The following is a 26499-nucleotide window of genomic DNA, read 5'->3' on the forward strand; positions in this document are numbered from 1 at the left end:
CTCGCGATGGTCGTCAACGATAACGCGCTCTGTCTGAATGAACGCGTTGTCTGGGCCTCCATCGCGAGCAGGCTCGCTCCTACAGGGGGGCGATTGCGTCGGTGAAACCGTGGCCGTCGCGCCAGAGTGTAGACCCTGTGCTCATTCGTCTCCCGGTGCCAGTAGCAGATTCGGCGCCAGACGCTGATAACCGTCCTGGGCCAGACGCATGTCCAGCGTCAAACTGGCCAGGTCCGTCGACAGTGCCTCGGCGTGGGCGTCGTTCTCCAGATAAATCAGTTTCAGATACGAGTTGCAGGTTGGACAAACCTCGGCCCGCAGCGGCGCCTGATTGGCGGCGTGGCGATCATCTTCAAGGCTGAGATACTCCAGCCCCTTGCTCTGCTCGCAGTACACGCACTTGACCCGCACCACATGCCATTCGCAGGCACACAACGAACACACCAGATAACGCAGGCCATTGTGCTTGCCGCGATGGCGAATCACCCCGGCCATGGCCGGTGAACCGCACGCCGGGCACTGGCTCAGGCTCGCGCCCGCCGTCAGCTGCAGGTCCGGCGTACTGAGCAGCCAATGGCTCCAGGCACTTTGCAGCGCCGCACCAAGGAACGGCACCAGTGCCGCCGGCACCATCGAGTATTGCCCGCTGAGCAATGCCACCGCCCACACCCGGCGCTGTCCGGTGCTGGCCTGACGCAGAGTGTCCAGGGCTTCAATCACGGCAGGTTGATCGGGGGCGACATAGCGCTGCAACAGGGCCTCGAGAAACGCCTGCCAATCGTCTTCACGACTCAGGCTGTCGGCGGCGAACGGCGGCAGCCCGTGCTCCAGACACAGCTCGATGCGTTGCCGATCCAGTGGTTCGCTGGAGGGCGGATCATCCAGTACCTGCTGTTGCGCCCGGCACAACCCGGCCAACAGACGCAGGTAGTCGGCCAGCGGATGCCCTTCGGCCAACTGGTCGAGGCGCTCGGCGCGCAGGGTGAACAGGTTGTGCGGTGGCAGGTGCAGAAACGGCGGCGAACCGGCCGCCGCTTCGATTTGTCCAGGCTCGAGAATGGTTGGCAAGTGTCAGCCCTTTTTCGTGATCGGTCGCTCGGCCGCTTTGTCATGGGTGACTTCGCGATACCACAGCTCATGGTGTTTCCTGGCCCATGCCCGGCTGACCCAGCCGTGCAGCATGGCGCTGACCGAGCCCTTGATCCAGATGCCGGCGTAGATGTGCACGATGATGCTCAGGATCAGCACGAAACCGGCCAGCGCGTGCAGCAGCATCGCCCAACGAATCGCGGTGATGCCGAAGTACGCACTGAAATACGCACGCCAGATCACCAGGCCGCTGAACAGCAACACCAGCATGCACAGCAGTAAAGTCCAGAACAGCAGTTTCTGCCCGGGGTTGTACTTGCCGATGGGGGGCACGCCCTCCTCTTCGTTTTTCATGACCCGATCGATGCGCCGCAGCCACAGGCGATCATTGGCAATGAAGTAGTTGGCCCGCCAGAAACGAAACACCAGGCCGAGAAACAGCAGGAACATCAGCACGCCCATGAACGGGTGCAGGATGCGCGTCCACGGACCGCCGCCAAACAGATTGCTCAACCAGAACAGCGCCGGATGAAATAGCGCCAGCCCGGACAATCCGGCCATGAAAAACAGAATGGCCACCAGCCAGTGATTGGTGCGCTGGTTGGCGGTGTAGCGCAGGATCTCTTTGCGGATCATGGCCGGTTCTCCCGTTTTGGATCGTAGGTGTGCACCGAAGGATCGACTTCATGCACGGCCGGATCCGGGCCATGGGGCATTTCATCTTCCTCGACAATCTGCGGCCCCACCCGCACGTAGTGGAAGAACCCGGCCACCACGGCCGCGCCCATGGCCAGCAGCGCCAAGGGCTTGCTCACGCCTTTCCACAGGCTCACCAGCGGGCTGATGGCTGGATCGGCAGGCAACCCGGCGTAGAGCTTCGGCGTGTCGGCGTGGTGCAACACGTACATTACGTGGGTGCCGCCGACACCGGCCGGGTCATACAGCCCGGCGTTTTCGAAGCCACGGCTCTTGAGATCGACGATGCGCTCGGCGGCGTGTTCCTTCATGTCTTCCTTGGAACCGAACACGATGGCGCCGGTCGGGCAGGTTTTCACGCAGGCCGGTTCCAGCCCCACCGCCACCCGGTCCGAACACAGCGTGCACTTGTAGGCCTTGTGGTCCTTTTGCGAAATGCGCGGGATGTTGAACGGGCAACCGGTGATGCAGTAGCCGCAGCCGATGCAATGGTCCTGATTGAAATCGACGATGCCGTTGGCGTGCTTGATGATCGCCCCGGGGCTGGGACACGCGGCCAGGCAACCGGGCTCGGCGCAGTGCATGCAGCCGTCCTTGCGGATCAGCCATTCCAGGTTGCCGGCGTCGGTTTCGTGCTCGGTAAAGCGCATCAGGGTCCAGGTGTCGGCCGTCAGGTCCTGCGGGTTGTCGTAGGTGCCGTGGTTATGCCCCACTTCATCACGCAATTCGTTCCATTCCGAACAGGCCACCTGGCAGGCCTTGCAGCCGATGCATTTGGTGGTGTCGATCAGCTTCGCCACTTCCTCCAGATGGCGTACCGAGGACGGCACGGTGGTGGTGGCCGAGCGGGCAATGATGTCTTGGCTGGCCATCAGATTTTCTCCACGTTGACCAGGAATGACTTGGATTCCGGGGTCTGAGTGTTGCCATCGCCGAGGAACGGCACCAGGGTGTTGGTCAGGTAACCGTGACGCGTCAGGCCGGTGAAGCCCCAGTGCAGCGGAATGCCGATCTGGTGCACTACCTGGTTGTTGACCTGCAACGGACGGATGCGCTTGGTCACCACCGCCACTGCTTCGATGAAGCCGCGCTTGCTGCTGACTCGCACCCGGTCACCGGCGGCAATGCCTTTCTCCTTGGCCAGCACCTCGCCGATCTCGACGAACTGCTCGGGCTGGGCAATAGCGTTGAGCCGGCAGTGCTTGCTCCAGAAATGGAAGTGCTCGGTCAGGCGGTAGCTGGTCGCCGCGTACGGGTAATCCTTGGCCACGCCCAGGGTGTCCCACACCGAATCGAAGATCCGCGCCGCCGGGTTGCTGGTGGCTTTCTTGTTTTGCGGGTGCAGCGGGTTGATGCCGATGGGCGTCTCGAACGGCTCGTAGTGTTCGGGGAATGGCCCCTCGTTCATCTTGTCGACGGCAAAGAAACGCGCCACGCCTTCGGGGTTCATGATGAACGGATTCATCCCCGCTTCCGGCGCCACGTCGGCCTTGTAGTCCGGCACATCGGTGCCGCCCCAGGCCTTGCCGTTCCACCACACCAGACGTTTTTTCGGATCCCACGGCTTGCCCTGCACGTCGGCCGAAGCGCGGTTGTAGAGAATCCGCCGGTTGGCCGGCCAGGCCCAGGCCCAGCCCTGATGCTGATGCATGCCGTAGGGGTCGCTGTTGTCCCGGCGTGCCATCTGGTTGCCGGTTTCAGTCCAGCTGCCGCAGAAAATCCAGCAACCGGACGCCGTGCTGCCGTCATCCTTGAGCTGGCTGAACGCCGCGAGCTGCGAATTGGCCTTGATCGCCGCGCCGGTGGCATCGGTGAAGTCGGCGGTGGCGCTGCCGTTGATCTCTTTGGCCAGTTCCTCCGGTGAAGGCTCGTCGGGGATCTTGTACGGCCAGGTCAATTTGAGCAGTGGATCGGGATAGGCGCCGCCGTTGGCCTGGTAGCGCTGGCGCAGGCGCAGGAACAACTCGCTCATGATACGAATGTCTGTGCGCGCTTCGCCCGGGCCATCGGCACCTTTCCAGTGCCATTGCAGCCAGCGGCTGCTGTTGACCAGCGAGCCGTCCTCCTCGGCAAAACAGGTGGTGGGCAGGCGAATCACCTCGGTCTGGATATCGGCGGTCTTCACGTCGTTGTAAGGCCCGACTTTTTGCCAGAACTCCGAGGTTTCCGTGGCCAGCGGGTCCATTACCACCAGCCATTTCAACTTGGCCAGCGCGACCATTACCCGATTTTTGTCGGGCAACGCGGCGATGGGGTTGAAGCCCTGGCACATGTAGCCGTTGACCTTGCCCTGGCCCATCAGGTCGAAGACCTTGAGGATGTCGTAGTTGGGGATGTCCAGTTTTGGCAGGTAGTCGTAGGCCCAATTGTTCTCGGCCGTGGCGTTGACGCCGTACCAGGACTTCATCAGGCTGACGTGGAACTTGCTGTAGTTCTGCCAATAGGACAACTGGCCGGGACGCAGCGGTTTCTGCGTGCGCTTGACGATATAGGCGTTGTAGTCCTGCTCGGCGTCGCCAGGCAGCGTGAGATAACCCGGCAACGAGTTCGACAACAGCCCCAGATCGGTCAAGCCCTGGATATTGGAGTGCCCGCGCAAGGCGTTCACCCCGCCGCCCGGCATGCCGACGTTACCCAGCAGCAACTGCACCATGGCCGCGCTGCGGATGATTTGCGAGCCGATCGAATGCTGGGTCCAGCCCAGGGCGTAGAGAATCGTCATGGTCTTGCCCGGTTGCGAGCAGGTGGCGATTTCGTCCCAGATTTTCTGCATCGCGTCGACCGGCATGCCGCAGATCTGACTGGCCAGTTCGATGGTGTAGCGGCTGTAGTGCTGCTTCATCAATTGATAGACGCAGCGCGGGTCCTGCAGGGTCGGGTCGACCTTGGCGAAACCGTCCTCGCCCAGCTCGTAACCCCAGCCGGATTTATCGGTATAGGCCCGCTTAGCCGCATCGTAACCGCTGAAAATGCCGTCCTCGAAGCCATACCCCGCTTTGACGATGAACGAGACGTCGGTGTAGTTGCGCACGTACTCGTGCTGGATCTTGTCCTGGGTCAGCAGGTAATTGATCAGCCCGCCCATGAACGCGATGTCGGTGCCGGTGCGAATCGGCGCGTAATAGTCGGCCACCGAGGCGGTCCGGGTAAAACGCGGATCGACCACGATCAGCCGCGCCTTGTTGTGCGCCTTGGCTTCGGTCACCCACTTGAAACCGCAAGGGTGCGCTTCTGCTGAGTTGCCGCCCATCACCAGCACCAGATTCGCGTTGGCGATATCGGTCCAGGTATTGGTCATGGCACCACGGCCGTACGTCGGGGCAAGACTTGCCACCGTCGGGCCGTGTCAGACACGCGCCTGGTTATCGAACCCCAGCATGCCGAGACTGCGAACCACCTTGTGGGTGATGTAACCCGCTTCATTGGACGCCGCCGAGGCCGCGAGGAACCCGGTGGTGAGCCAGCGATTGACCGTCTGGCCCTGGGCGTTCTTCTCGATGAAATTGGCGTCGCGGTCGGCCTTCATCAGGTCGGCGATGCGATCGAGGGCTTCATCCCAGCCGATACGCGTCCACTCGTTGCTGCCGGGCTTGCGCACCTGCGGGTATTGCAGGCGGCCGGGGCTGTGAATGAAGTCCAGCAGGCCCGCGCCTTTGGGGCACAGTGTGCCGCGGTTGACCGGGTGGTCGGCGTCACCTTCGATGTGAATGATGCTTTGCGCGACATTCTTCGCCGTATCGCCCTGGCTGTACATGATCAACCCGCATCCGACCGAGCAATACGGACAGGTGTTGCGGGTTTCATGGGTGTGGGCGAGCTTGAAATGACGCACCTGTTCGGCAAAGGCAGGCGTCGGGGCCATGCCCAACGCGCCCAGGCTCGAGCCTGCAAGGCCGATACCGGCGACCTTGAAGAACTGACGACGGCTGAGGTCCATCGTGCACTCCTGATCAGGTGGAAATCCGCTGCTTTGGCGGATTCTTCTGGACAATCACGGGCGCGGCAGACGGGCTGCCGACACTTGAACTCTAGTCAACCCTGTCGAAACCGCGATGAAACCCGACCGTCGGACCGGTTTTGTACACATACCTTGTAGGAGCGAGCCTGCTCGCGATGGTGGGTCAGCTGAGAAAGTGTCAACTGACACACCATCGCGAGCAGGCTCGCTCCTACAGGGGGTTGGCGATTATCATGGCGGCATTACTAACTTGCCGTTACGAGACCCGCATGACTTTCGATTTCGATCAGGTGTTCGACCGCCACAACACCGGTTCCACCAAATGGAGCCGCTACCCGGACGATGTATTGCCGATGTGGGTCGCCGACATGGATTTCGCCGCGCCGCCGATGATCATCCAGGCCCTGCAAAAGCGCCTGGAGCACCCGATGGTTGGCTACAGCGTGGCCCCGGACAACCTGCGCGAAGCCATCGTCGCTGACTTGTGGAACAAGTACGCCTGGCGCGTCGAACCCCAGGAGCTGATCTTCCTGCCGGGGGTCGAGTCGGGCTTCAACATGGCGCTCAAGGCGCTGGTCCAGCCACAACAGAACGTCGTGGTACAGGTGCCCAACTATCCGCCGCTGCGCCATGCACCGGGCCATTGGGGCCTGAACAAGGTCGAGCTGAGCTTCGACCCGCAAGCGGACGGCACCTACACTACGCCGCTCGAGATCCTGAGCCAGTCGCTGCAAGGTGGCGGCGCGCTGCTACTGAGCAACCCGCACAACCCGCTGGGCAAGTCCTTCCCCCGCGCCGAACTGCAAGCCATCGCCGATATCTGCCTGGAGCACGACGCCTGGATCATCTCCGACGAGATCCATGCCGAACTGTGCTTCGACGGCCGCAAACACATTCCGATGGCCACCCTGAGCCCGCAGATCGCCCAACGCACCATCACCCTGATGTCGGCGAGCAAGGCCTACAACATCGCCGGCCTGAAAACCTCGTTCATGATCATCCAGGACCGTCATCTGCGCGAAAAGGTCAACCACGCCCGTTGCGGCATGGTCGACAGCGTGAATCCACTGGGCCTGGAAGCCACCCGAGTGGCCTACAGCGAGGCCGCCCCCTGGCTGGCCGAGCTGAGCACTTATCTGCAAGGCAACCGCGACTACCTGGTCGACGCCGTACGCAACCGCCTGCCGGGCATCACCATGAATGTGCCGCAAAGTACCTATCTGGCCTGGCTCGATTGCTCGGCGCTGGGGCTGGATAACCCGCAGCAGTTTTTCCTGGAACAGGCGAAAGTCGGCCTGAGCCCGGGCCTGGATTTTGGCGATGACTGCAAACAATTCGTGCGCCTGAACTTCGGCTGCCCGCGGTCGCTGCTGGAAGAAGGGATTGCGCGGATGGAGCGCAGTTTGCGTCACCTCAAGGCCTGATTTGCCATATCCCCCTGTAGGAGCGAGCCTGCTCGCGATAGCGGATTGTCAGGCACCATCACTGTCGACTGTCAGGACGCTTTCGCGAGCAGGCTCGCTCCTACAGGATCACCATTGAAAAATGGAACCTGCGGACGATTCCTGTGCTCCACACTTTATGGGCCCGGGTAATCGGAGATCATCATGTCCGCCCCTTCGCAGCCATGAGTTTCGTCGCCTGGGTCGCGGTGCTGGGCGCCGTGCTGCTCACGCTGGCACTCACCTCTTCGTACCTGCGCTGGATGCCGGTGACCACTTCGGCCGTTTGTCTTGTGCTGGGGGTTGCGATCGGCCCCGCAGGCTTGGGCTGGCTCAATCTGAATCTGAACAATGCCGCCTTCTGGATGGAGCACCTGACGGAAGTCGCGGTGCTCTTTTCGCTGTTCGTCTGCGGGCTGAAATTGCGACTGCCACTCAAACATCGCAAGTGGCGAGTGGCCTTCGGCCTGGCGGGGCCGGTGATGCTTTTGAGCATTATCGGGGTCAGCCTGTTGCTGCATTTTGCGTTCGGATTGTCTTGGGGTTCCTCTTTGCTGATCGGTGCGATTCTGGCGCCAACCGATCCGGTGTTGGCGTCGCTGGTCCAGGTCAACGATGCCAAGGATGATGACCCGGTGCGCTTCGGGCTCTCCGGTGAAGCCGGTCTCAACGACGGCATCGCCTTTCCGTTCGTCATCCTCGGCCTGCTGGTTTTGCAGCAAGGCGAAGGCGACTCCCTTGCCTGGCTTGATGACTGGGTGCTCAAGCGCCTGTTGTGGGCGGTGCCTGCCGGCCTGGTGATTGGCTATTGCATGGGCCGGGGGATCGGACGCCTGACCCTGTCGATGCGTATCCGCAATGCCGACAGTACCCTCTCGCCCAACGATTACCTGACGTTTGCCCTGATTGCGCTGGCGTATGTCGCCGCCGAATCGGTTCACGGTTATGGATTTCTTTCGGTATTCGCCGCCGGCCTGGGTTTGCGCCGGGCCGAGGTGAAGTCCACGGCACACTCCCAACCGCCGGCCGAACATCTGGTTCAAGCAGTGGTCGGTCACCAGAATGTCGAACCGGACAACGCCGTGCACGGTGATATTGAGAACCTCGAGGACAGCCAGGTGGCCGCCGGGATCATGATCGGCGACATGCTGTTCTTTGGCGGGCTGGTGGAACGGGCGATGGAGGTGTTTCTGGTGACCTTGCTCGGTGTGGTGCTGGTCGCACACTGGGACTGGCGCGCACTGTTGATTGCCCTGGCGCTGTTCTGCGTGATTCGCCCCCTGAGCGTCGTCCTGCTGCCATGGGGCCCTTTGCTGAACGGCCGGCAACGCTGGTTGATCGGCTGGTTCGGCATTCGTGGCATCGGTAGTTTTTACTATCTGTTCTACGCCTTGAATCACGACCTGCCGACAGGGGTGGCCAGCCTGAGTACCGACCTCACACTATCGGTTGTCGCACTGAGCATTCTGTTGCACGGCATCAGCACCCAGCCGATGCTGGCGCGCTATGAACATTTCACTTCATTGTCGAGGCAATGACTTCAACCAGATTGATTTGCGTGAAGGGCTTGGAGAGTCGTGGCAGCGCGGCGGCAAACCCCTCCAGGCGATCGGCATATCCCGTGGCCAGGATGATGGGCAAGGTGGGTTGGAGTATGCGGATGGCCTGCGCCAGTTGGGCGCCATTCATTTGCGGCATCGCCATGTCGGTGATGACCAGGTCGAAGTGCTGTTCGCCTTCAAACAACTGCAACGCCTGCGCCCCGGAGTCGGCGACGCTGACCCGGTGCCCGAGATCCTCCAGCAACAGGCAGGTGCTGGTCAGCACCAGGCCGTCATCATCGACCACCAACACGTTCAGCCGCGGAACCTGCGGCGCAACCGGCTCGGTGACCTGCGGACCGGCCACCGCCCCGGCCTTGGCGACCGGCAACCAGAGTTCGGCGGTCGTGCCCTTGCCTTTCTCGCTTTTGAGGATGAACCGCCCGCCCATCTGTTCGATGAAGCCATGCACCATCGATAGCCCTAATCCTGTGCCCTTGCCGACGCCCTTTGTGGTGAAAAACGGATCCATCGCCGAAGCCAGGGTGGCGTCATCCATGCCCTCCCCGGTATCGGTAACGCTGAGGCAGACATAACGCCCAGGCGCCAATGAGGAACGGGGTTGCTCAAGAATGACCTCTGTGCGGGTACCCAGGACGATTTTCCCGCCATTGGGCATCGCATCACGGGCATTGGTCGCCAGATTGAGTATCGCCAGCTCAAGCTGATTGATGTCGGCCAGCACCGGCTCGGGCTCGGGCGTAAAGCCGGTTTCGATTTTTACCGAAGGTCCCAGGGAGCTGCGCAAGAGACCGCTGATACCTTGCACCAGCGCCGGTATCTCGACGGTTTCGGCCTTGAGCTCCTGGCGCCGGGCAAACGCCAGCATGCGCTGGGTCAGGGAAACGCCGCGCAACGCACCCTGGGTGGCGTTGTCCAGCAAGCGGGTCAGTTTAGGATCGTCTCCGAGGCGTTTGCGGACGATTTCCAGGTTGCCGAGGATGACCGTCAGCAAATTGTTGAAGTCATGGGCAATCCCGCCACTGAGCTGCCCGATGGCCTGCATCTTTTGCGCCTGGAACAGCGCTTCGCGGGTTTGTTCGAGGGTTTGCTGTGCCTGCGCCGCCTCGGTGATATCCCGGGTGATCTTGGCAAAACCGAGCAAAGTGCCCGTATCCCCCCAGATCGGGTCCACCACCACATGGGCAAGAAACCGGGTGCCATCCTTGCGCTGGCGCCAACCCTTGTTTTCGAACCGTCCTTCGCGCGTGGCAATGCTCAGGGTGCGTTGAGGCTCGCCCGCCGCTCGGTCTTCCGGTGTGTAGAACATCGAGAAATGCTGGCCGATGACTTCTTCGGGCGTATAGCCCTTGATGCGTTGCGCGCCGGGGTTCCAGTTACTCACGCGGCCATCGGCGGTCAGCATGTAGATGGCGTAATCGGTGACGCTCTGTACCAGCAGGCGAAACTGCTGCTCGCTTTGCTTGAGGGTTTCCTCGGCCATTTTGCGGTCGGTCAGGTCGCGGGTGATCTTGGCAAAGCCCAGCAACGTGCCCGACGGGTCGCGTATCGGATCGATCACCACATGGCACCAGAAATGCGTGCCATCCTTGCGCACACGCCAACCCTCGCCCTCAAAACGTCCTTCGCGAAGCGCCGTGTCCAGCGCCCGCTGGGGCATACCGGCACGGCGATCCTCTTCTGTGTAAAAACGCGAGAAATGATGGCCGAGGATTTCCGCTTCCTCATATCCCTTGAAACGCCTGGCGCCGGCGTTCCAACTGGTAATGATGCCGTCAGGGTCAATCATGTAGATGGCATAATCGACCACTGCATCGATCAGCAGGCGAAAGCGCGTTTCCTCGCTAACGTCCACTTTGCTTCGATCCTCGCCCATTGAATGCTCGCGTCAGAATTGTTTTTCTGGAGTATGCGACAAACCGCCGATTTGGAAAGCCTGAACTTGAGGGCTCTGCGGCCCGGAATGACCGATTGACCACCAGCGTGGCAACAACTGCCTCACCCTCGGCTCGGCAAAACGGTCATCGATCAACATCACCACGCCTTGATCTTCCTGCGTACGGATCACCCGTCCGGCGGCCTGTACCACCTTCTGCAGGCCGGGATACAGGTAGGTGTAGTCGTAGCCTGCGCCGAAAATCGCCGCCATGCGTAGCTTCATCTGCTCATTGACCGGATTGAACTGCGCCAGGCCCAGGGTGGCGATGAACGCACCGATCAGCCGCGCACCGGGCAAGTCGATGCCTTCACCGAACGCGCCGCCCAATACCGCAAAGCCGATGCCCTCGCCGTGTTCGGTGAACTGGTCGAGAAACTGCTGACGTTGCGCTTCGCCCATTCCACGCGATTGCGACCAGAGATTGATCTGCGGGTACCGTTCCGCCAGCAACTGAAGGACCTGCTGCAAATAGTCAAAGCTGCTGAAAAACGCCAGGTAGTTGCCCGGCCTCTGCCTGTACTGGTCGGCGATCAACTCGACGATGGGAGCCAGCGATGCCTTTCGATGGATGAACCGGGTAGAGATCTGGCTGGCGATATGAACCTGAAGCTGGCCTGAGTGAAAAGGCGACTCGACGTCGATGCACACCGTGTTCGCCGGCGTACCCAGAAGATCGGCGTAGTAGCGGCGCGGGCTCAGGGTCGCGGAGAACAGCACGGTGCTGCGTGCCGCTGTCAGGCGCGGCCCGATGAATCCGGCGGGCACCACGTTGCGCAGGCACAGGTTGGAAAGCGTTCGCTTGCGTTCCAGGTCGCGCTTGGAAATATCGAACAGAAATTGCTCATCGAACAGTTCTGCCACCCGGCAGAACTGCAGCATGTCGAAGTAAAAGCTCTGCAGGGCACTGTCGAGCCCTTGCGGGTGATCGTTCAGGTACTCGCCGATGCTGCCGGTGCAGGCGGATAACGCCTGCAACAGTTTGTCCGGGGCCTTGTCATAGGCCTGATATTCAGCCGTTTGCAGGTTATGCAGGGCATTCCATTCGCGATTGACCCGCTGCAGGGACTTTCTCAAAGGCTCGGGGGCAGCCTTTCTTACAGAGCCAAGGGTCGCCTGATCGAGACTGGCGCTGTACATCTGGCGACCGCGCTCCACCAGATTGTGGGCCTCATCAACCAGCACGGCGACCTTCCATTGGTTGGCCTGGGCCAGACCGAACAACAAGGCGCTGAAGTCGAAGTAGTAGTTGTAATCGGCGACTACCACATCAGCCCAGCGGGCCATCTCCTGGCTCAGGTAATACGGGCACACGGCATGGTCGAGGGCGACCTGGCGCAAAGCGCTTTGGTCCAGCAGGCTCAGCTCGCTGGCGGCCTGCCGTGCGGCGGGCAAGCGATCGTAAAAGCCCTGGGCCAACGGGCAGGATTCGCCGTGACAGGCTTTGTCGGGATGCTCGCAGGCCTTGTCCCGGGCAATCATCTCCAGCACTCGCAAGGGTGGTGCGTTGGCGCCGCCCTGGATGACTTGGGCGGCATCCAGCGCCAGCTTGCGCCCGGGGGTTTTCGCCGTGAGAAAGAACACCTTGTCCAGTTGCTGTGGCGCCAGGGCCTTGAGCATTGGAAACAGCGTGCCCAGGGTCTTGCCGATCCCCGTTGGCGCCTGGGCCATCAGGCATCGACCGGTGCTGACCGCCTTGAACACCGATTCGGCCAGATGCCGCTGCCCCGGCCGAAAGTCGCTGTGGGGGAAGGCCAGCTGTTGCGCGCCGTGATTGCGGGCCAGGCGATGCGCCATTTCCTTTTCCGCCCAGTGCAGGAATCGTGCGCAATGTTCTTCGAAGAACTGCTGCAACTCCCCGGCGCTGTGGCTTTCCACCAGGCAGGTTTCCTTTTCGCTGACGATGTCGAAGTACACCAGCGCCAGATTGATCTGCTCCAGTTGCAGCTTGCTGCACATCAGCCAGCCGTAGATTTTCGCCTGGGCCCAGTGCAGTTGCCGATGGTTGGCCGGTTGCTTGCTCAAGTCGCCACGGTAGGTTTTGACTTCTTCCAGGCAGTTCTGCGCGGGGTCGTAGCCGTCCGCGCGGCCTTTGACGGTCAGGCTTTGGTAGTGGCCTTCAAGCGCGACTTCGCTCTGATAGCCCTCGCTACGCCGTGAGGCCACCGTGCGATGGCCGACGATCCCCTCCAGCGCCGTCGGTGAAGGGGTGAAACGCAGGTCGAGATCGCCGACCTTGGCGGTGAACTCACACAGTGCCCGCACCGCGATGCTGTAGCTCAAGCGCCCTGCTCCGCCCATTGCACGTAGCACACGGCAATCGGCATGCCGTGCTCATGACAGAACTCCAGCCAGCGCAGCTGGTTGTCCTGCAGGCGATCCCCCGGGCCTTTGACTTCGATCATGCGGTAGGTCTTTTGCTGCGGCCAGAACTGGATCAGGTCCGGCATCCCGGCGCGATTGGCCTTGATGTCCAGCAACAGGCGGTTGAACCAGTGCTTGAGGTGTTCAGCCGGCAGGCAGTCCAGTGCCTGTTCCAGCAAGGTTTCGTCAAGCGCGCCCCAAAACACGAAGGGCGACTGCACACCCCACTTTTCGGCATAGCACTCGCGGATGGTGCGCCGGTAGCGACCGTCGTCCAGTTGTGCCAGGCACGCCTCGAACAGATCCGCCCGCCGCTCCTGGAAATCTTCATTGAGCAAGTCCACTGGGCCGCGCTGGAACGGGTGGAAAAACGCCCCCGGCAGCGGCGCGAAAATCGCCGGCCAGCACAGCAGGCCGAACAATGAATTGATCAGGCTGTTCTCGACGTAATGCACCGGCGCCGACTCTTGCGTCAGGTGTGCCTGAACGTAGAACTCCACCGACAGTTGCGGATCGGTCCTGGGCAGTTGCAAGTCCAGACGCTGCATTTCTCGTGGGGCCGGGCGTTTCACCGCAGGCCCGCCCAGTTTGCGGCGCAGTCTGGGCAACAGGCGCAACAGTTGTTGCTGCTCGGCGGCACTGGGGGCCGACTGTTGCACTTGTGTGGCCAGCTCCAGGGCCAGTTCGTGTTCCCCGCAGCGTTCCAGCACGCGGATCAGGCGCACCCGCGCGCCGGGATAGGCGCACTGGCGATATAAGGTCATGGCCGTCGCGAAATCCGCCACGCGCTCGCAATGCTGGGCCATCTGGAACAACAGCTTGTCTCGGCGCCGTTGCAGCCAGGGGTTGCTCAGCGCCAATGCGGTAATGCGATCGACAATGTCGCCGATCGCTTCGCCATCAATGAATTGTTGCTGGCACAGATGAAGGAACAGGCCGGCATCCACGTCTTCCCGGTGGCGAAAACCTCGGGAATCGGCACAGAACTCGACTTTTTCGTAGGTAAAGATCCCAAGATCGGCCAAGACGAACTCGGACCAGTCCTGATAGAGATTGCCGAAAAACATGAAGCGCAAACGGTCGCACAGTCCCATGATGGTCAGACTGAACAGGCGCTCATCCAGCGCCGGGCACCATTGCCCGAAGCTGCGCGCCTCGGGAAAACGCTCGCTCAGGTGTGGAAGCCAATCGGACTTCTTGCCCTTGGGCTGGTCGAGGGCGTGGCCCAGGCATTGAACAATTTCAGCCTTGAGCAATACCTCACACAGCACTTCGACCGGCAATGGCAACTGCTCATCGACCCAGCCCAACGTTATCAGGGGCTCGACGGCGTCGAAGGTGTCGCCGATTTCAACGTAGTGCAACTTGCTGGCCCTGAAATGAATCCCCTTGCGCATCACCATCCTGACCAGCAGCGCCCGGGATTCACGGCTCAAACCCTTGAAGTCAGTGATGAACCGCTGCTCTTCGACATCCAGCACGTCTCCATAGCGTTGCTCAAGCCAATCAAGCACTTGCATGAAGTTGTTCAGGTAATAGAACGGATCGTCGAGGGGATTTGCGGTCACGGGAAATGGGGCCATGGCGAACGAATACTGGTTATGCGTACAGATACCAGTAACACCCTGTAATACGCAATCGGAATTGGATAGGTGGAGAGTCGCTAGCCTGCGACGTTTTCTGCATCAAGACATGACACCAACCGCGTCGGATGCTGTCAAACGCAACAGTCCCGCGCATTTTTGAGGTGTTAAGAGGTGGTTATGAACATCAAGCCGATGATTTTTCCCTTGGCGGCAGCCGCATTCATGATGCTGACCGGCTGCTCGACGCCAACGGTGGTGACCTTACAGAACGGTACCCAGTACCTGACCAAGGACATGCCGAAAACCAAAACCAAGGACGGGTTCTTTGAATTCCGGGACATTTCCGGGGCGAAAGTGAAAGTGCGGGCGGATGAAGTGGCTACGATTCGCCAGGAAGACTGATTTGAAACGTTGAACCGCATTCTGTAGGAGCGAGCCTGCTCGCGAAGAACCTGAAGGCCCTGCGGGCTATCAGGCTCCCAGCGTTATCGTTAACGACCATCGCGAGCAGGCTCGCTCCTACAGGCTCATCAGCTACCGGTACGAATCTTGTTCCACACCCGTGTGCGAACCCGGTCGATGTTCAGCGGCATCGCTTCCAACGCGAACAATTTCCCCATCATCTCCGGGCTCGGATAGACCTTGGTGTCGTTCTTGATGGCCGGGTCAATCAGGCTGTCGGCCTGTTCATTGCCATTGGCGTAGTGCACGTAGTTACTGATGCCGGCCATGACGTCCGGGCGCAGCAGGTAGTTCATGAAGGCATAACCGGCCTTTTCGTCCGGGGCGTCGACGGGCATGGCAACCATGTCGAACCAGATCGCGGCGCCTTCTTTTGGAATTGAATAACCGATATCGACACCATTTTTTGCCTCTTTGGCGCGGTTTTCCGCCTGCAGGATGTCGCCGGAGAACCCGACCGCCACACAGATATCGCCGTTGGCCAGGTCGCTGGTGTACTTGGATGAGTGGAAGTAGCTGACGTAAGGCCGGACCTTGAGCAGCAAGGCTTCGGCTTTTTTGTAGTCCTCCGGATTCTTGCTGTGATGTGGCAGGCCCAGGTAGTTCAGCGCCGCTGGCAGCAGTTCCGGGCCGTTGTCGAGGATCGCCACGCCGCACTTCTGCAACTTTTGCATGTTTTCCGGCTTGAAGATCAGGTCCCACGAATCCACTGGTGCGTTGTCGCCCAGCACCGCCTTGACCTTGGCCACGTTGTAGCCGATGCCGGTACTGCCCCACAGATACGGGAAGCCGTGCTCGTTACCCGGATCGTTGCCCTGCAAGGCCTTGAGCAATACCGGATTGAGGTTCTTCCAGTTCGGCAACTGGCTCTTGTCCAGGGTTTTCAGCGCCTTGCCTTCAATTTGCCGGGCCATGAAGTGGTTGGACGGGAACACCACGTCGTAACCGGATTTGCCGGTCATCAATTTGCCATCGAGGGTTTCGTTGCTGTCATAGACGTCGTAGGTGAAGCCGATGCCGGTTTCTTTCTGGAAGTCTTTGGTGGTGTCCGGCGCGATGTAATCCGACCAGTTGTAGATCTTGACGTTATCCGCCGCCTGGCTGATGGAGGCGGCCAGCATCAGCGGGGTCAATGCCAGTGTAAGTGTGAGCGTCTTTCGCAGCATGAATCGATTCCTGTATGGGTTGTTTTTGTTGGCAGGCAATCAAGGGGTCAGCGTTTACAGAATCAACACGTAGGTCTTGCGCACGGTCTCCTGGATGTCCCAGATGCCGAGGCTATTGGCGGGCAACATCAGTGCATCGCCGGCTTCGATGTGCAGGGGTTCGCCGCCGTCCGGCGTGAACGTGCAGCGGCCCTGGATGAAATGGCAGAACTCCTGGGCGACGATCTGCCGCCGCCAGCGACCGGGGGTACACTCCCAGACGCCGGTTTCAACGCCGTCGTCGCGCTCGACACTGGTGGTCGAAGCCACCGCCACGGGCGAGCCCAGAGGGACGGCGACCGGATTGGACTCTTCCAGCTTCAGGGTTGCGGTGTTCTTGAATTGGGTGATGCTCATGGCCATACCTGTCTGTGTAAAAAGCGTTTAGTGCATGAAACCTTCCATGAACCCCGCGACCCCGCTGGCGAGCTTGCGTCGCCAGGGGGCGGTTGCCGGGTTGGCCAGGGTCTGGTCTTCGTGGACGAAGCTGCGAATGATCGCGTTGTAGCCGAGCCAGCGGCAGGGTTCGGGCTCCCACGCCTTGAGCGCATCGAGCCCACCCTGAGGCACCACCCAGGGTTGGCGCACCAGCTCGGTATCGCGCCCAAGAATCAGATCGGCCAGGGTCCGCCCGCCCAGATTGCTGGCGCCGACGCCTTCCCCGCCGTAGCCGCCGGACAAGGCAATGCCGCTGGCCCGGTCGCACAGCATGTGCGGTTTGAAACGCCGGGACATGCCCAGGTTGCCGCCCCAGCCGTGGGTGATTTGCACGTTCTTGAGTTGCGGGAACAGTTCGCCGAACAGATAGCGGCGCAGCTCGATTTCGCTGGTGGTCAGGTCGAAGTCATGGCGCAGCCGGCCGGCAAACTGATAGCCGCCCCGAGCGCCGAAGATCAGGCGGTTGTCGGCGGTGCGCTGACCGTAGGTCACTTGGCGGCTGCTTTCACTGAAGGCCTGGCCCTGGCTCAGGCCGATCTCGTCCCAGGTGGCGGCGGACAATGGCTCGGTGGCGACGATCAGGCTTTGTACCGGCATCTGATATCGCCCCAGCGGCGGCAAGGTCACCGAATAGCCTTCCACCGCCGGCACCACCCAACGGCTGCGCACAGCGGCACGTTCAGTACGCAAACGGCCGGACTGCCATTGGGTCACCGGGCTGTTTTCATAAATCTTCACGCCCATGCGCTCCACCGCACGGGCCAGGCCACGCGCCAGTTTCGCCGGATGCAGAGTCGCGATGTGAGGGGTGAAGATGCCGCCATAGGGTTTGGCGACGCGAATCTGCTGCGCCAGTTGTTCCGGGCTCAGCCAGCGGTAATCGCTTTCGTTCAGTCCTTGTCGATACAACTTGGCCAGGTACTCACGCAGGCTGGCTTCCTGCTCCGGGTAGCGGGCAGCGCAATACAGCGCCCCGCCCTTGCGGTAATCGCAGTCGATGCCTTCACGTTCGAGGACATTCGCCACTTCATCGGGAATACCGTGCAGCAGATCGTAGGAAGCACGGCGCTGTTCGGGAGACGACGCCGCGAGCAACCGGTCCTCACCCAGCAGATTGCCCATCAGCCAGCCGCCATTGCGCCCCGAGGCACCAAAACCGGCGGTTTGCGCCTCGATGATGGCGATATTCAGTTCAGGGGCGTGGCGCTTGAGATAGTACGCAGTCCACAGCCCCGTATACCCGGCGCCGATGATCGCGACGTCGACATCCAGGTCTTGCTCCAGCGCCGGGCGTGCCACTAACGGCTCGTCGAGCTGGTCCATCCATAAACTGATCGTGCGCCACGCTTTCATGCAGGATTCCGCCACTCAAACTTCGATGGCGTCGATCCTAGTGCGTGATCTCAGGGATTGTCTTGCGCGCGTGCACGCAGGGAAATTTGCTTCACATAAGCCTTGGGCGATTGGCCCGTATGCTGGCGGAAGCAGCTATAGAAGGCCGACAGCGAATTGAAGCCGGCGGCAAATGCCAGCTCATCGATGCGCAACGGTGGCGTGGCCTGATCCAGCGCCGCGAGCAGATGTTGCAGGCGGGCCTGGTTGACGTAGCGATAGAAGCTCTGACCGAGCACCTGATTGAGCAGGTAGGAAATCTGGTTGCGGCTGTACCCGCACTCCTTCGCCACCCGCTGCAAGTCCAGTTCGGGGTCGAGATAGGGTTGCTGGCGCTGGAAGTACTGTTGCAGGTCATCGGCCATGAAACTCAACTGCCGGGGCGACAGGCCCAGACGGCTCACTGCAGGGCGCTGGCTCGCCGCGTTTTTGCGCGACGCTTGCTCGTGGACCAGCGACGCATATTCGTTGACCCGCCAGATCAAGCCGTCGCGCACCGTGATCGCTTCGCTGGCGCGGAACGACACCAGGCCTTCCCCACCCCGCAAGGTGATGCGGTACTGAATGAACGCGGTATTGCCATCCAGGCGGATGCGGTCCGAGTGCTCCAGCGCTTCGTCGGGGTCGCGGGGCATGCTGCTGCGCACGTAGTCGCGCAATTCGGCCAGGCCCATCACGCGGTTCTGGAAAAAGTCGTTGTACTGAATGTCCGGGTGATACAACGCCATGACCCCGTCCAGATCCCGGTGCTTCCAGCGCAAGTGATAGCGCATGACCGTTTCGCCCGTGGCCTGGGTTTGCAGCGGGCCATCATCCTCGGCGTGCATAAAGGTCTCGACGAAAAAAAACCGAGCTTGCCCAACTTCCACGCCTGCTTCAATCGCCAGACCGAAGTGCAGTTTTTTTCGAAAACGTTTGCGCGACGCCGCCCGAATAAAAAATGCGACTCAATCGCCAAACGGCCTGAAAAAAACACATTTCTTTCACGTCCGAATGCTACTTTTAAAGTCTGTCACTGGTTGAGCCAATGAGGGCTCTTCCCTCCTACCATGAGCTAATGGAAGCGCTCGATGAAGAAGGCGGGCAACATATGAATAAAGGGTTCAGCAAAGTCACTTTTCCAAATGCCTGCCAGCTGATGCGCTGGCATTTTCATCCCATGGGTTTCGAGGCGAGCATGGATGCGCCGGGCAGCATGATTGCCCGTCTGTTTGATCGTGCCAGTGGCGAGACCATGATCGCCATTGCCGGTATCCCTTGCGCGACGGTCATGAATGCTGCGGACGTCGAACGAATAATCGAAGCGGTGGAGGATGAACTCGAAGCGTTCGTCCCGCCGGTGGCCCTCAGGAGCTATGCCTGACAGCCCATTGAGAATCAAAAGCCCACGTCATGTGGGCTTTTTGTTGGGCGACACAAAACCCTGTAGGAGCGAGCATGCTCGCGATGAACGTCAACGATAACGTGCACTCTCTGGATACCCGCGTTGTCTGGACGTTTTTCGCGAGCATGCTCGCTCCTACAGGGAATCTAACCGGTTGTTTTGCCCTGCCGATGATCGACAAAAAACGCCTTGCCCTTGCCAATCCGGTCCGACGCCCTGGGCATGTTCGCCGCCTGGGTATCCTGCGCATCGACATACCAGTAGCAATGGCTCACCGCACGGGTGATGCCCACATACGCCAGGCGCAGGATTTCGTCTTTCTGCGCATTGTCGTACGCCTCGTTATCACCGGCCTTGCCCAAGCCCGCCATGCGATACACCTGATTCTTGTAGGGGGAACTGGTCAGGTGCTGACAGTCGCCCAGCAGGAACACCGCGTCCGCCTGAAGGCCCTTGGCGCTGTGATAGGTCAGTTGTTTCAAGCGCCGCGCTTCATGTGGCAAGCTAGAATCAACATTAACTACAGACTGAATATGCTCATGTATCAATGACTTATCACTGCTTTTTCGATAAAGCATCAAGATCGAATCACCCTTTCGGTAGTGCTCGATCAACTGCCTGGCCAAACCTTGGTCATCGCGATCAAGCACGTTGACCGGCAGCAGCTCCTTCGGCTCGCCACTGGCCTTGGCCTTCTTTCCGGCAATCGCCGGTGCGGCGCGCACGATGTGTTCGGCGGCATCGATGATGTATTGATGGCTGCGGTAGTTGTCGCTGAGCATGACTTTGGTGGTGCTCGGCGAGGAAAACGTCTTGTTGAATTCCATGAAGTAACTCGGCGAACTGCCACGCCAGCCGTAGATCGACTGCCAGTCGTCCCCGACACAAAGCAGCGACGAACGCTGGGCCCCGCGCCCTACGTGCATGGCCGGCCCGCGACTGCGGATCTCGGCCAGGCTGGCGCGGATCCACGAAACGATCTGCGGTGATACGTCCTGAAATTCGTCGATCATCAGGTGTGACAACGGCCTGAGCAGCTCATCGCCGAGCAACTTGAGGTTTTCCGGAGAGTGCTCGCTGAACAGCGCGAACATCCGGTTGTAGGTCATGATCGGCGGCTTCTGGTCCAGCAGATGATCTTCCAGTGCCCGCCAGTACAGGCTCAGGGCCTCGAAGAAAAACCGGTCCGGATCGTCCTTGGCAAAACTCATCTGGCTGACGGCATTCGGCACATCCAGCCCGAGGTTCTCGATAAACCCGGCGGCCGCAACGAAACAGTCCAGCAACGGTGCCGAAGCCAGCTCGCCCTTGACCTTGTAATCAAAGCCCGGCCCGGCACTGGCATCACCGGCAAGTGATGAAAGGACACGCCGGGATGACTCGTAGCTATCCAGCCAAATCAATGGTTTACGACAGAAAGCTTGAAACAGGGTGCGCTTTACCGCCCACTCCGCCCGCACGCTCAGCTTGGCGTTCTGGCGCGAGACCTGCGGGTTTTCCCGAGGATCGAAGCCCAGCACCACCCAGGCATCCAGGGATGGAATGTAGCCATGGCTATGGAATGTCGAGCCGTTGATATCAAAGACTTGCCGATTGGGCTCAATGCCTTTGATGGGCCAGGCACCTGCGCGAAACCACAAGTCCTCGACAACGTCGCAAAGTTCTTCATCGCGCCTGGCCGCCAGCTCGGTAACGGCCACGCGTTTCTGTACATCAGGGTGATCGCGCTCCAGCCCCTTGAGTTGCAGCGCGTGGCGCGACAACGGCTTGATCAGTTCGCGGAAACGTTCATCGCGGGTATGCAAGGCGTGATAACAGGCATTGAGTTGCTGGCGCTGGGCATCGTTGATGCGCAGGTCGAACGGGTTGCTGTCCGCATCATCGCCGCCCTTTTGCTCATTCAAACTGAGGTTTTCGAAAGCCTGCAAGCGCTCGAAGCCCGGCAGGCTGCGAACCATCGGCAGAATGCGCGAGTGGAAGGTACGCACCAGATCCCGTGCATCCTTGTAACTCAGCGCCCGTCCCCACAGGGCGAACAACTCGATCAGCTTATTGATGAAGTCCTTGCGCGACTCGCGGGTGAAGGTCACCACGGTCATTGAGTCCAACTCAAACCCCAGGTAATGGCTCAGCAACACAATGCGCAAGGCCAGCGTCGTCGATTTACCGGCACCGGCGCCGGCGATCACCGAGGTCGAGGGGGTGTCGCTGAAAATCATTTTCCACTGCGCGGCACTGGGTTGCGCATGGGCCGGCAACAGACGCGCAACATCAGCCTTCATGCGTTTTTTCAGCTCGGCGCTCAGCGGCAGGCGCCAGTCATCAAACAGGTGGTCATCGATATTCGGTGGCCGGTGTTCGGTACTGCGCGAGTCGCGAATCAGCAGGACCTGCCGACCTTCTTCCAGCCCCTCGGCCTTGCCTTCCTTATAGCCATATTCCACCCCGGCGGTGTGCCCGCTGCGAAAGCCGTCCGCCTGGCCATGCAGCCAGGATGCCCGGTGTTGTGCACGCAGGCGGGTCAGGCCGTGGCCGAAGAATCGGGCGGCCAGGCGCTTGAGCAGCGGCATCTCGGCCAGAGGACGAAGTTCAGGGGGAAGATCGGGAGTGTGTTGCGACACGCGGACGGACTCCAGGGTGAGAGGCTGTTGCCGGCTATGGTGTCTGCATTTGCCGCTGAGTACTAGTGAATTGCTTATGACTCATTGGGTTATGCGATGAACTGAAAGCCGGATGAGAACGTTTCGAGCGGATTTTATATCAAAGTATTCGATTGTTATGAGGCACTTTTTACGCTTTTTCCTGATCGTTACCTGGTGGATGATGCCCGTCATCAACCAACGGTCTCTTCGTGGCTCAGGCGCCTTGCCCCATGACGAACCCTTTCAGGAGACGATCATGCTTGAACTCAGACCTTTCAACTCGCTCGGTGGTGCAGACCACGGCTGGCTGAATGCCCATCACCACTTTTCGTTCGCCGAGTACTACGACCCCAAGCGCATGAACTGGGGCAACCTGCGGGTCTGGAACGATGACGTGATCGCCCCCGGCACCGGTTTCCCCCAGCACCCGCACCGGGACATGGAGATCATCACCTATGTCCGTGAAGGCGCCATCAGCCACCAGGACAACCTGGGCAACAAGGGTCGCACCGAGGCTGGTGACGTTCAGGTGATGAGTGCCGGTACCGGCATCGCCCACAGCGAATACAACCTGGAGGCGACGCCGACCAAGATCTTCCAGATCTGGATCATCCCCAATGAAACCGGACTGGCACCGTCCTGGGGCGCCAAACCCTTCCCGAAAGATGGACGCGAAGGTTTCGTGACCCTGGCCAGTGGCAAGGTCGGCGACGACCAGAGCCTGCGCATCCGTGCCGATGCACGGCTGGTGGCGGCGAACCTCAAGGCTGGCGAAAGCGCCGAGTACCGCCTGGACAGCGGTCGTCGTGCCTACCTGGTTCCGGCGACCGGTGTCATAGAAGTCAATGGCTTGCGCGCGCAAGCTCGAGACGGTATTGCAGTGGCCGATGAGCAGGTGTTGCGGGTGACGGCGATTGAAGACAGCGAGATCGTGCTGGTGGATCTGGCTTGATCCTTTAAACACGAGGCAAAAAAAGGGGCGACCGTGAATGGTCGCCCCTTTTTTTTGAATTGTGTCGCTCATAAGACCGTCATCGCGGGCAAGCCTTGCTCCCACAGGGGAATGCGTTCCACTGTGGGAGCAAGGCCTGCCCGCGACAGGGCCATCACTTATTTCGCCGAAATCGCGCCATCCACCAGCGTCTGAGCCTCCGCCACCAACTGCTTCAGATGTTCATCGCTGACAAAGCTTTCCGCATAGATCTTGTAGATGTCCTCGGTACCCGATGGACGCGCCGCGAACCAGCCGTTTTCGGTCATGACTTTCAGACCGCCAATGGCCTGTTCGTTGCCCGGTGCATGGCTGAGGATGCTCTGGATCGCTTCGCCCGCCAGTTCGGTCGAAGTGACCTGATCCGGCGACAATTTGCTCAGCAGCGCTTTCTGCTGCGGATTGGCCTTGGCATCGACCCGCACCGAGAACGGTTCACCCAGTTCATCGGTCAGGGCGCGATACGCCTGGCTCGGATCACGACCGGTGCGAGCGGTCATTTCGGCCGCCAGCAGTGCCGGGATCAGGCCATCCTTGTCGGTGCTCCAGACGCCGCCGTCCTTGCGCAGGAATGAGGCACCGGCGCTTTCTTCGCCGCCAAAGCCCAGGGAGCCGTCAAACAGGCCGTCGGCGAACCATTTGAAGCCGACCGGCACTTCGTACAGGCGACGGCCCAGGCGCTTGGCCACACGATCGATCAAACCGCTGCTGACCACGGTCTTGCCCACGGCGGCATCGGCGCGCCAGTGCGGACGGTTCTGGAACAGGTAGTCGATGGACACCGCCAGGTAGTTGTTCGGCGCCAACAGGCCGCCGGACGGCGTGACGATGCCGTGACGGTCATGGTCCGGGTCGCAGGCGAAGGCCACGTCGAAGCGCTCTTTCAGGCCGATCAGGCCCTGCATGGCGTGGGTGGACGATGGGTCCATGCGGATCTGGCCATCCCAGTCGACGGTCATGAAGCGGAAGGTCGCATCCACTTCCTTGTTCACCACGTCCAGGTCCAGGCGGTAATGCTCGGCAATCGCCGACCAGTAGCGCACCCCTGCTCCACCCAGCGGATCGACACCCAGACGCAGCTTGGCGTTACGGATGGCGTCGAAATCGATGACGTTGATCAGGTCGGCAACGTAGGTGTTCACATAGTCGTGACGATGGGTGGTGCTGGCCTTCAGGGCCTGTTCGTAGCTGATGCGCTTGACGCCGGCCAGTTTGTTGGCGAGCAGTTCGTTGGCCTTGGCCTCGATCCACTTGGTGATGTGGGTATCGGCCGGGCCACCGTTGGTTGGGTTGTATTTGTAGCCACCGCTTTGCGGCGGATTGTGCGACGGCGTGATGACAATGCCATCCGCCAGGCCCGAGGTGCGCCCGCGGTTGTAGCAAAGGATCGCGTGGGAAACCGCCGGGGTCGGCGTGTATTCGTCGCCTTCGGCAATCATCACCGTCACGCCGTTGGCCGCCAGCACTTCCAGGGCGCTCGCGCCGGCCGGGGTCGACAATGCGTGGGTGTCGATGCCGACAAACAGCGGCCCGTCGATACCCTGGGATTCGCGATACAGACAGATCGCCTGGCTGATCGCCAGCACGTGCCACTCGTTGAAACTCAGGTCGAAGGAGCTGCCTCGGTGCCCGGAGGTGCCGAACGCCACGCGCTGGGTCGAAATGGCGGCATCAGGCTGGCCGGTGTAATACGCCGTAACCAGTCGCGGGATGTCGACCAACAATTCTGCCGGTGCCGGTTTACCCGCAAAAGGACTGAGTGTCATGCAAAACCTCTGGAATAGAGTGGTTCAGGAGATGGAACGCAGTTTACTGGCAGTTTGACCATCGCGCGACGTTATAGATCCCGGCATTGCCCCGGCGCACTGTTATAAATCTGCAGCAATCCCGTTCAGTCGATCGCCTCCCTCCGCAAGGCGTCGCCCAACAGGCTCAGCGCAGTCACAAGGTCATGCTCACTGCCAACATTGTGACTCAGGCGCAAATGCTGGGTGTGCAAGCCCTGGAGACTGAACAGTTCACCGGGGGCGATCACCACCTGCTCATTGAGCAGGCGTTCAAATACCTGGCGCACATCGACCCGCCGCGACGAACGCAGCCAGATCGTTGCCCCTCCTTGCGGCTCGACGAACTGCAGGGTCTCGCCCATCCGCTCCTGCAACAAGTGGGTCATCCGGGTCTTGCTCTCCTTGAGCCTGCGCCGCAGCAATTGCAAGTGCTGATCGATACGGCCATTGCTGTACAGACGAGCAATGGCTTTTTGGCGAATCGAAGACAGGCGAAACGCTCGCAGCAGGAAATGTCGCTGCCATTCGCCGCTCAGCTGACGGGAAAGCAAATAGCCATAGGGCGCCTCTGGCCCGATGATCTTTTCGAATGTGGAAAAAATCATCAGCCTCTGCGGGGCCAGCAGGTCGCGAAAACGCACGCCGGGCGCCTCGAACCCCAACTCCGTGTAACAGTCGTTTTCCAGCACCCAGCACTCATGACGCTCCAGCAATTGCGCAACAGCTTGGCGGTCCTCATCCGGCGCCTGGCTGCCGCGAGGCATATTCAAGCCCGAAGACACCATGACCAGGCGCACCGGCTCGGTTTCCAGCAGGTGCTTGAGTCGATCGTGATGCAGCTTGCCATTGGCCTGCAGGGGCCATTCGATCACCCGCACGCCCGCCCCCTGGAAGAGTCGCAGAATCACCCAGTCGCAAGGCGATTCGACCACCACAACGGCATCCTTGAGGCCCAGCACGGCAATCAGAATCTCCAGCACCCCACGAAGATCAGCGCCTATGTAGACATCATCAGCGTGCCAGCAACGCACGGGGGATGTGGTGTAGCGCGCCGCCAACGCCATGCGCAGCTCAAGTTCGCCGCAGGGTTGCGAATTCGGTTGTGGCTGGCGCGGGTACTGACGCAGCAGTTCTCTTTCCTGCAACAACAACGGGCTGTCGATCGACTGCAAGAGCGCCGGTTCATCGCTGCAAAGGACCAGCATGCCCGGGCGTCGGGCATTGACGTAGACGCTTTCAAGCAAGTCATTGCCCTGGTAGAGCACATTGATGGCGGGTGCGGGCAGCGCGTAATAGCCGGACTTGGCCACCGAGTACACCCGCCCCTCTTTCTCCAGCAGCGAATAGGCGTACTGAATGGTCGAGATCGAGACGTTCAGGCGTTCGGCCAAGTGGCGCAATGACGGCAGGCGAACGTGCAAGTCGCTGGCGCTTTCATCGATGATGCTGGTCAGGTAGCGATAAACCGCCTGGTAGGCAAAAACGGATTCACGGGGCTCTTTCATGGGATCGGGCCACAGGTGCGAGGTTGTTTGTCACGCGGCCTCAAGATTCCTGTCAAACCA

Annotated in this window: 19 protein-coding genes; 5 read left to right on the forward strand and 14 right to left on the reverse strand. The window is 60.6% G+C overall.

What is annotated here, in order from left to right; all coding sequences use genetic code 11:
* Positions 1-141: 141 nt before the first annotated feature.
* Genes fdhE through fdnG form a run of 4 tightly spaced genes read right to left on the reverse strand, consistent with a single transcriptional unit; the run spans position 142 to position 5722 of the window.
* Complete coding sequence (fdhE, locus tag DKY63_RS04590; RefSeq protein ID WP_110963002.1) at positions 142-1068, reverse strand: formate dehydrogenase accessory protein FdhE; 927 nt, start codon at positions 1066-1068, stop codon at positions 142-144.
* A 3-nt stretch (positions 1069-1071) separates the two neighbouring features.
* Positions 1072-1725 (reverse strand): formate dehydrogenase subunit gamma, encoded by a 654-nt coding sequence (locus DKY63_RS04595; RefSeq protein ID WP_110963003.1) that lies wholly within the window; start codon positions 1723-1725, stop codon positions 1072-1074.
* Positions 1722-2657, reverse strand: a complete 936-nt coding sequence (gene fdxH, locus DKY63_RS04600) for a formate dehydrogenase subunit beta (protein WP_110963004.1) — start codon at positions 2655-2657, stop codon at positions 1722-1724. Before fdxH ends, DKY63_RS04595 begins: the two co-directional genes overlap by 4 nt.
* Positions 2657-5722, reverse strand: a complete 3066-nt coding sequence (fdnG, locus tag DKY63_RS04605) for a formate dehydrogenase-N subunit alpha (RefSeq protein WP_162634865.1) — start codon at positions 5720-5722, stop codon at positions 2657-2659. The genes fdxH and fdnG overlap by 1 nt, the downstream gene beginning before the upstream one ends.
* Positions 5723-6012: 290 nt before the next feature.
* Here fdnG and DKY63_RS04615 point away from each other — a divergent pair, with 290 nt between their 5' ends.
* Both DKY63_RS04615 and DKY63_RS04620 read left to right on the forward strand, forming a co-directional pair.
* Positions 6013-7167, forward strand: a complete 1155-nt coding sequence (locus tag DKY63_RS04615; protein ID WP_110963007.1) for a MalY/PatB family protein — start codon at positions 6013-6015, stop codon at positions 7165-7167.
* Between the two features lie 203 nt (positions 7168-7370).
* Positions 7371-8723, forward strand: a complete 1353-nt coding sequence (locus tag DKY63_RS04620) for a cation:proton antiporter (protein WP_110963008.1) — start codon at positions 7371-7373, stop codon at positions 8721-8723.
* Here DKY63_RS04620 and DKY63_RS04625 read toward each other — a convergent pair.
* The 3 genes from DKY63_RS04625 to DKY63_RS04635 are packed head-to-tail and all read right to left on the reverse strand — an operon-like array spanning position 8701 to position 14630.
* Positions 8701-10623: a hybrid sensor histidine kinase/response regulator gene (locus tag DKY63_RS04625; RefSeq protein WP_110963009.1), complete on the reverse strand. Its 1923-nt coding sequence runs from the start codon at positions 10621-10623 to the stop codon at positions 8701-8703. The two genes, DKY63_RS04620 and DKY63_RS04625, sit on opposite strands and share 23 nt — an antisense overlap.
* Before the next feature lie 12 nt (positions 10624-10635).
* On the reverse strand, positions 10636-12966 hold the full coding sequence (locus DKY63_RS04630; RefSeq protein WP_110967841.1) for an ATP-dependent DNA helicase: 2331 nt from the start codon (positions 12964-12966) through the stop codon (positions 10636-10638).
* Positions 12963-14630 carry a VRR-NUC domain-containing protein gene (locus DKY63_RS04635; RefSeq protein ID WP_110963010.1) on the reverse strand — a complete coding sequence of 556 codons (1668 nt, stop codon included), beginning with the start codon at positions 14628-14630 and terminating at the stop codon, positions 12963-12965. The genes DKY63_RS04630 and DKY63_RS04635 overlap by 4 nt, the downstream gene beginning before the upstream one ends.
* A gap of 180 nt (positions 14631-14810) precedes the next feature.
* Here DKY63_RS04635 and DKY63_RS04640 point away from each other — a divergent pair, with 180 nt between their 5' ends.
* Positions 14811-15035, forward strand: coding sequence for a YgdI/YgdR family lipoprotein (locus tag DKY63_RS04640; protein ID WP_110963011.1), 225 nt, complete (start codon positions 14811-14813; stop codon positions 15033-15035).
* Positions 15036-15163: 128 nt separating this feature from the next.
* On the opposite strand, the gene DKY63_RS04645 is transcribed toward DKY63_RS04640, so the two are convergent.
* The 4 genes from DKY63_RS04645 to DKY63_RS04660 all read right to left on the reverse strand — a co-directional run bounded on the left by DKY63_RS04645 (position 15164) and on the right by DKY63_RS04660 (position 18957).
* Positions 15164-16216 carry a polyamine ABC transporter substrate-binding protein gene (locus DKY63_RS04645; protein WP_430523175.1) on the reverse strand — a complete coding sequence of 351 codons (1053 nt, stop codon included), beginning with the start codon at positions 16214-16216 and terminating at the stop codon, positions 15164-15166.
* A 99-nt stretch (positions 16217-16315) separates the two neighbouring features.
* A complete protein-coding gene (locus DKY63_RS04650; RefSeq protein ID WP_110963013.1) occupies positions 16316-16657 on the reverse strand; it encodes a cupin domain-containing protein in 342 nt (113 codons plus the stop codon).
* 27 nt (positions 16658-16684) lie between these two features.
* Positions 16685-18091 carry an NAD(P)/FAD-dependent oxidoreductase gene (locus DKY63_RS04655; protein ID WP_110963014.1) on the reverse strand — a complete coding sequence of 469 codons (1407 nt, stop codon included), beginning with the start codon at positions 18089-18091 and terminating at the stop codon, positions 16685-16687.
* 50 nt (positions 18092-18141) lie between these two features.
* Positions 18142-18957: a helix-turn-helix domain-containing protein gene (locus tag DKY63_RS04660; protein ID WP_110963015.1), complete on the reverse strand. Its 816-nt coding sequence runs from the start codon at positions 18955-18957 to the stop codon at positions 18142-18144.
* Positions 18958-19220: 263 nt separating this feature from the next.
* Here DKY63_RS04660 and DKY63_RS04665 point away from each other — a divergent pair, with 263 nt between their 5' ends.
* On the forward strand, positions 19221-19493 hold the full coding sequence (locus tag DKY63_RS04665) for a DUF1652 domain-containing protein (protein ID WP_110967842.1): 273 nt from the start codon (positions 19221-19223) through the stop codon (positions 19491-19493).
* 167 nt (positions 19494-19660) lie between these two features.
* Here the strand turns inward: DKY63_RS04665 and DKY63_RS04670 are convergent, their stop codons facing one another.
* Positions 19661-22135, reverse strand: a complete 2475-nt coding sequence (locus DKY63_RS04670; protein WP_110963016.1) for a UvrD-helicase domain-containing protein — start codon at positions 22133-22135, stop codon at positions 19661-19663.
* A gap of 277 nt (positions 22136-22412) precedes the next feature.
* Between DKY63_RS04670 and DKY63_RS04675 the strand changes: the two genes are divergently transcribed.
* Positions 22413-23108, forward strand: coding sequence for a pirin family protein (locus tag DKY63_RS04675; RefSeq protein WP_110963017.1), 696 nt, complete (start codon positions 22413-22415; stop codon positions 23106-23108).
* 158 nt (positions 23109-23266) lie between these two features.
* Here the strand turns inward: DKY63_RS04675 and pgm are convergent, their stop codons facing one another.
* Positions 23267-24913: a phosphoglucomutase (alpha-D-glucose-1,6-bisphosphate-dependent) gene (gene pgm, locus DKY63_RS04680; protein ID WP_110963018.1), complete on the reverse strand. Its 1647-nt coding sequence runs from the start codon at positions 24911-24913 to the stop codon at positions 23267-23269.
* A 125-nt stretch (positions 24914-25038) separates the two neighbouring features.
* Positions 25039-26439 carry a PLP-dependent aminotransferase family protein gene (locus tag DKY63_RS04685; protein ID WP_110963019.1) on the reverse strand — a complete coding sequence of 467 codons (1401 nt, stop codon included), beginning with the start codon at positions 26437-26439 and terminating at the stop codon, positions 25039-25041.
* Positions 26440-26499: the final 60 nt, after the last annotated feature.

The organism is Pseudomonas putida (assembly GCF_003228315.1).
In the GTDB taxonomy this organism is placed as follows: domain Bacteria; phylum Pseudomonadota; class Gammaproteobacteria; order Pseudomonadales; family Pseudomonadaceae; genus Aquipseudomonas; species Aquipseudomonas putida_S.

Excerpts from the sequence above, each read along its gene's own strand:
- DKY63_RS04595 (WP_110963003.1), bottom strand. The coding sequence starts at position 1,725 with ATGATCCGCAAAGAGATCCTGCGCTACACCGCCAACCAGCGCACCAAT.
- fdxH (WP_110963004.1), bottom strand. The coding sequence starts at position 2,657 with ATGGCCAGCCAAGACATCATTGCCCGCTCGGCCACCACCACCGTGCCG.
- DKY63_RS04615 (WP_110963007.1), top strand. The coding sequence starts at position 6,013 with ATGACTTTCGATTTCGATCAGGTGTTCGACCGCCACAACACCGGTTCC.
- DKY63_RS04620 (WP_110963008.1), top strand. The coding sequence starts at position 7,371 with ATGAGTTTCGTCGCCTGGGTCGCGGTGCTGGGCGCCGTGCTGCTCACG.
- DKY63_RS04625 (WP_110963009.1), bottom strand. The coding sequence starts at position 10,623 with ATGGGCGAGGATCGAAGCAAAGTGGACGTTAGCGAGGAAACGCGCTTT.
- DKY63_RS04635 (WP_110963010.1), bottom strand. The coding sequence starts at position 14,630 with ATGGCCCCATTTCCCGTGACCGCAAATCCCCTCGACGATCCGTTCTAT.
- DKY63_RS04640 (WP_110963011.1), top strand. The coding sequence starts at position 14,811 with ATGAACATCAAGCCGATGATTTTTCCCTTGGCGGCAGCCGCATTCATG.
- DKY63_RS04645 (WP_430523175.1), bottom strand. The coding sequence starts at position 16,216 with ATGCTGGCCGCCTCCATCAGCCAGGCGGCGGATAACGTCAAGATCTAC.
- DKY63_RS04650 (WP_110963013.1), bottom strand. The coding sequence starts at position 16,657 with ATGAGCATCACCCAATTCAAGAACACCGCAACCCTGAAGCTGGAAGAG.
- DKY63_RS04655 (WP_110963014.1), bottom strand. The coding sequence starts at position 18,091 with ATGAAAGCGTGGCGCACGATCAGTTTATGGATGGACCAGCTCGACGAG.
- DKY63_RS04660 (WP_110963015.1), bottom strand. The coding sequence starts at position 18,957 with ATGCACGCCGAGGATGATGGCCCGCTGCAAACCCAGGCCACGGGCGAA.
- DKY63_RS04665 (WP_110967842.1), top strand. The coding sequence starts at position 19,221 with ATGAATAAAGGGTTCAGCAAAGTCACTTTTCCAAATGCCTGCCAGCTG.
- DKY63_RS04675 (WP_110963017.1), top strand. The coding sequence starts at position 22,413 with ATGCTTGAACTCAGACCTTTCAACTCGCTCGGTGGTGCAGACCACGGC.
- pgm (WP_110963018.1), bottom strand. The coding sequence starts at position 24,913 with ATGACACTCAGTCCTTTTGCGGGTAAACCGGCACCGGCAGAATTGTTG.
- DKY63_RS04685 (WP_110963019.1), bottom strand. The coding sequence starts at position 26,439 with ATGAAAGAGCCCCGTGAATCCGTTTTTGCCTACCAGGCGGTTTATCGC.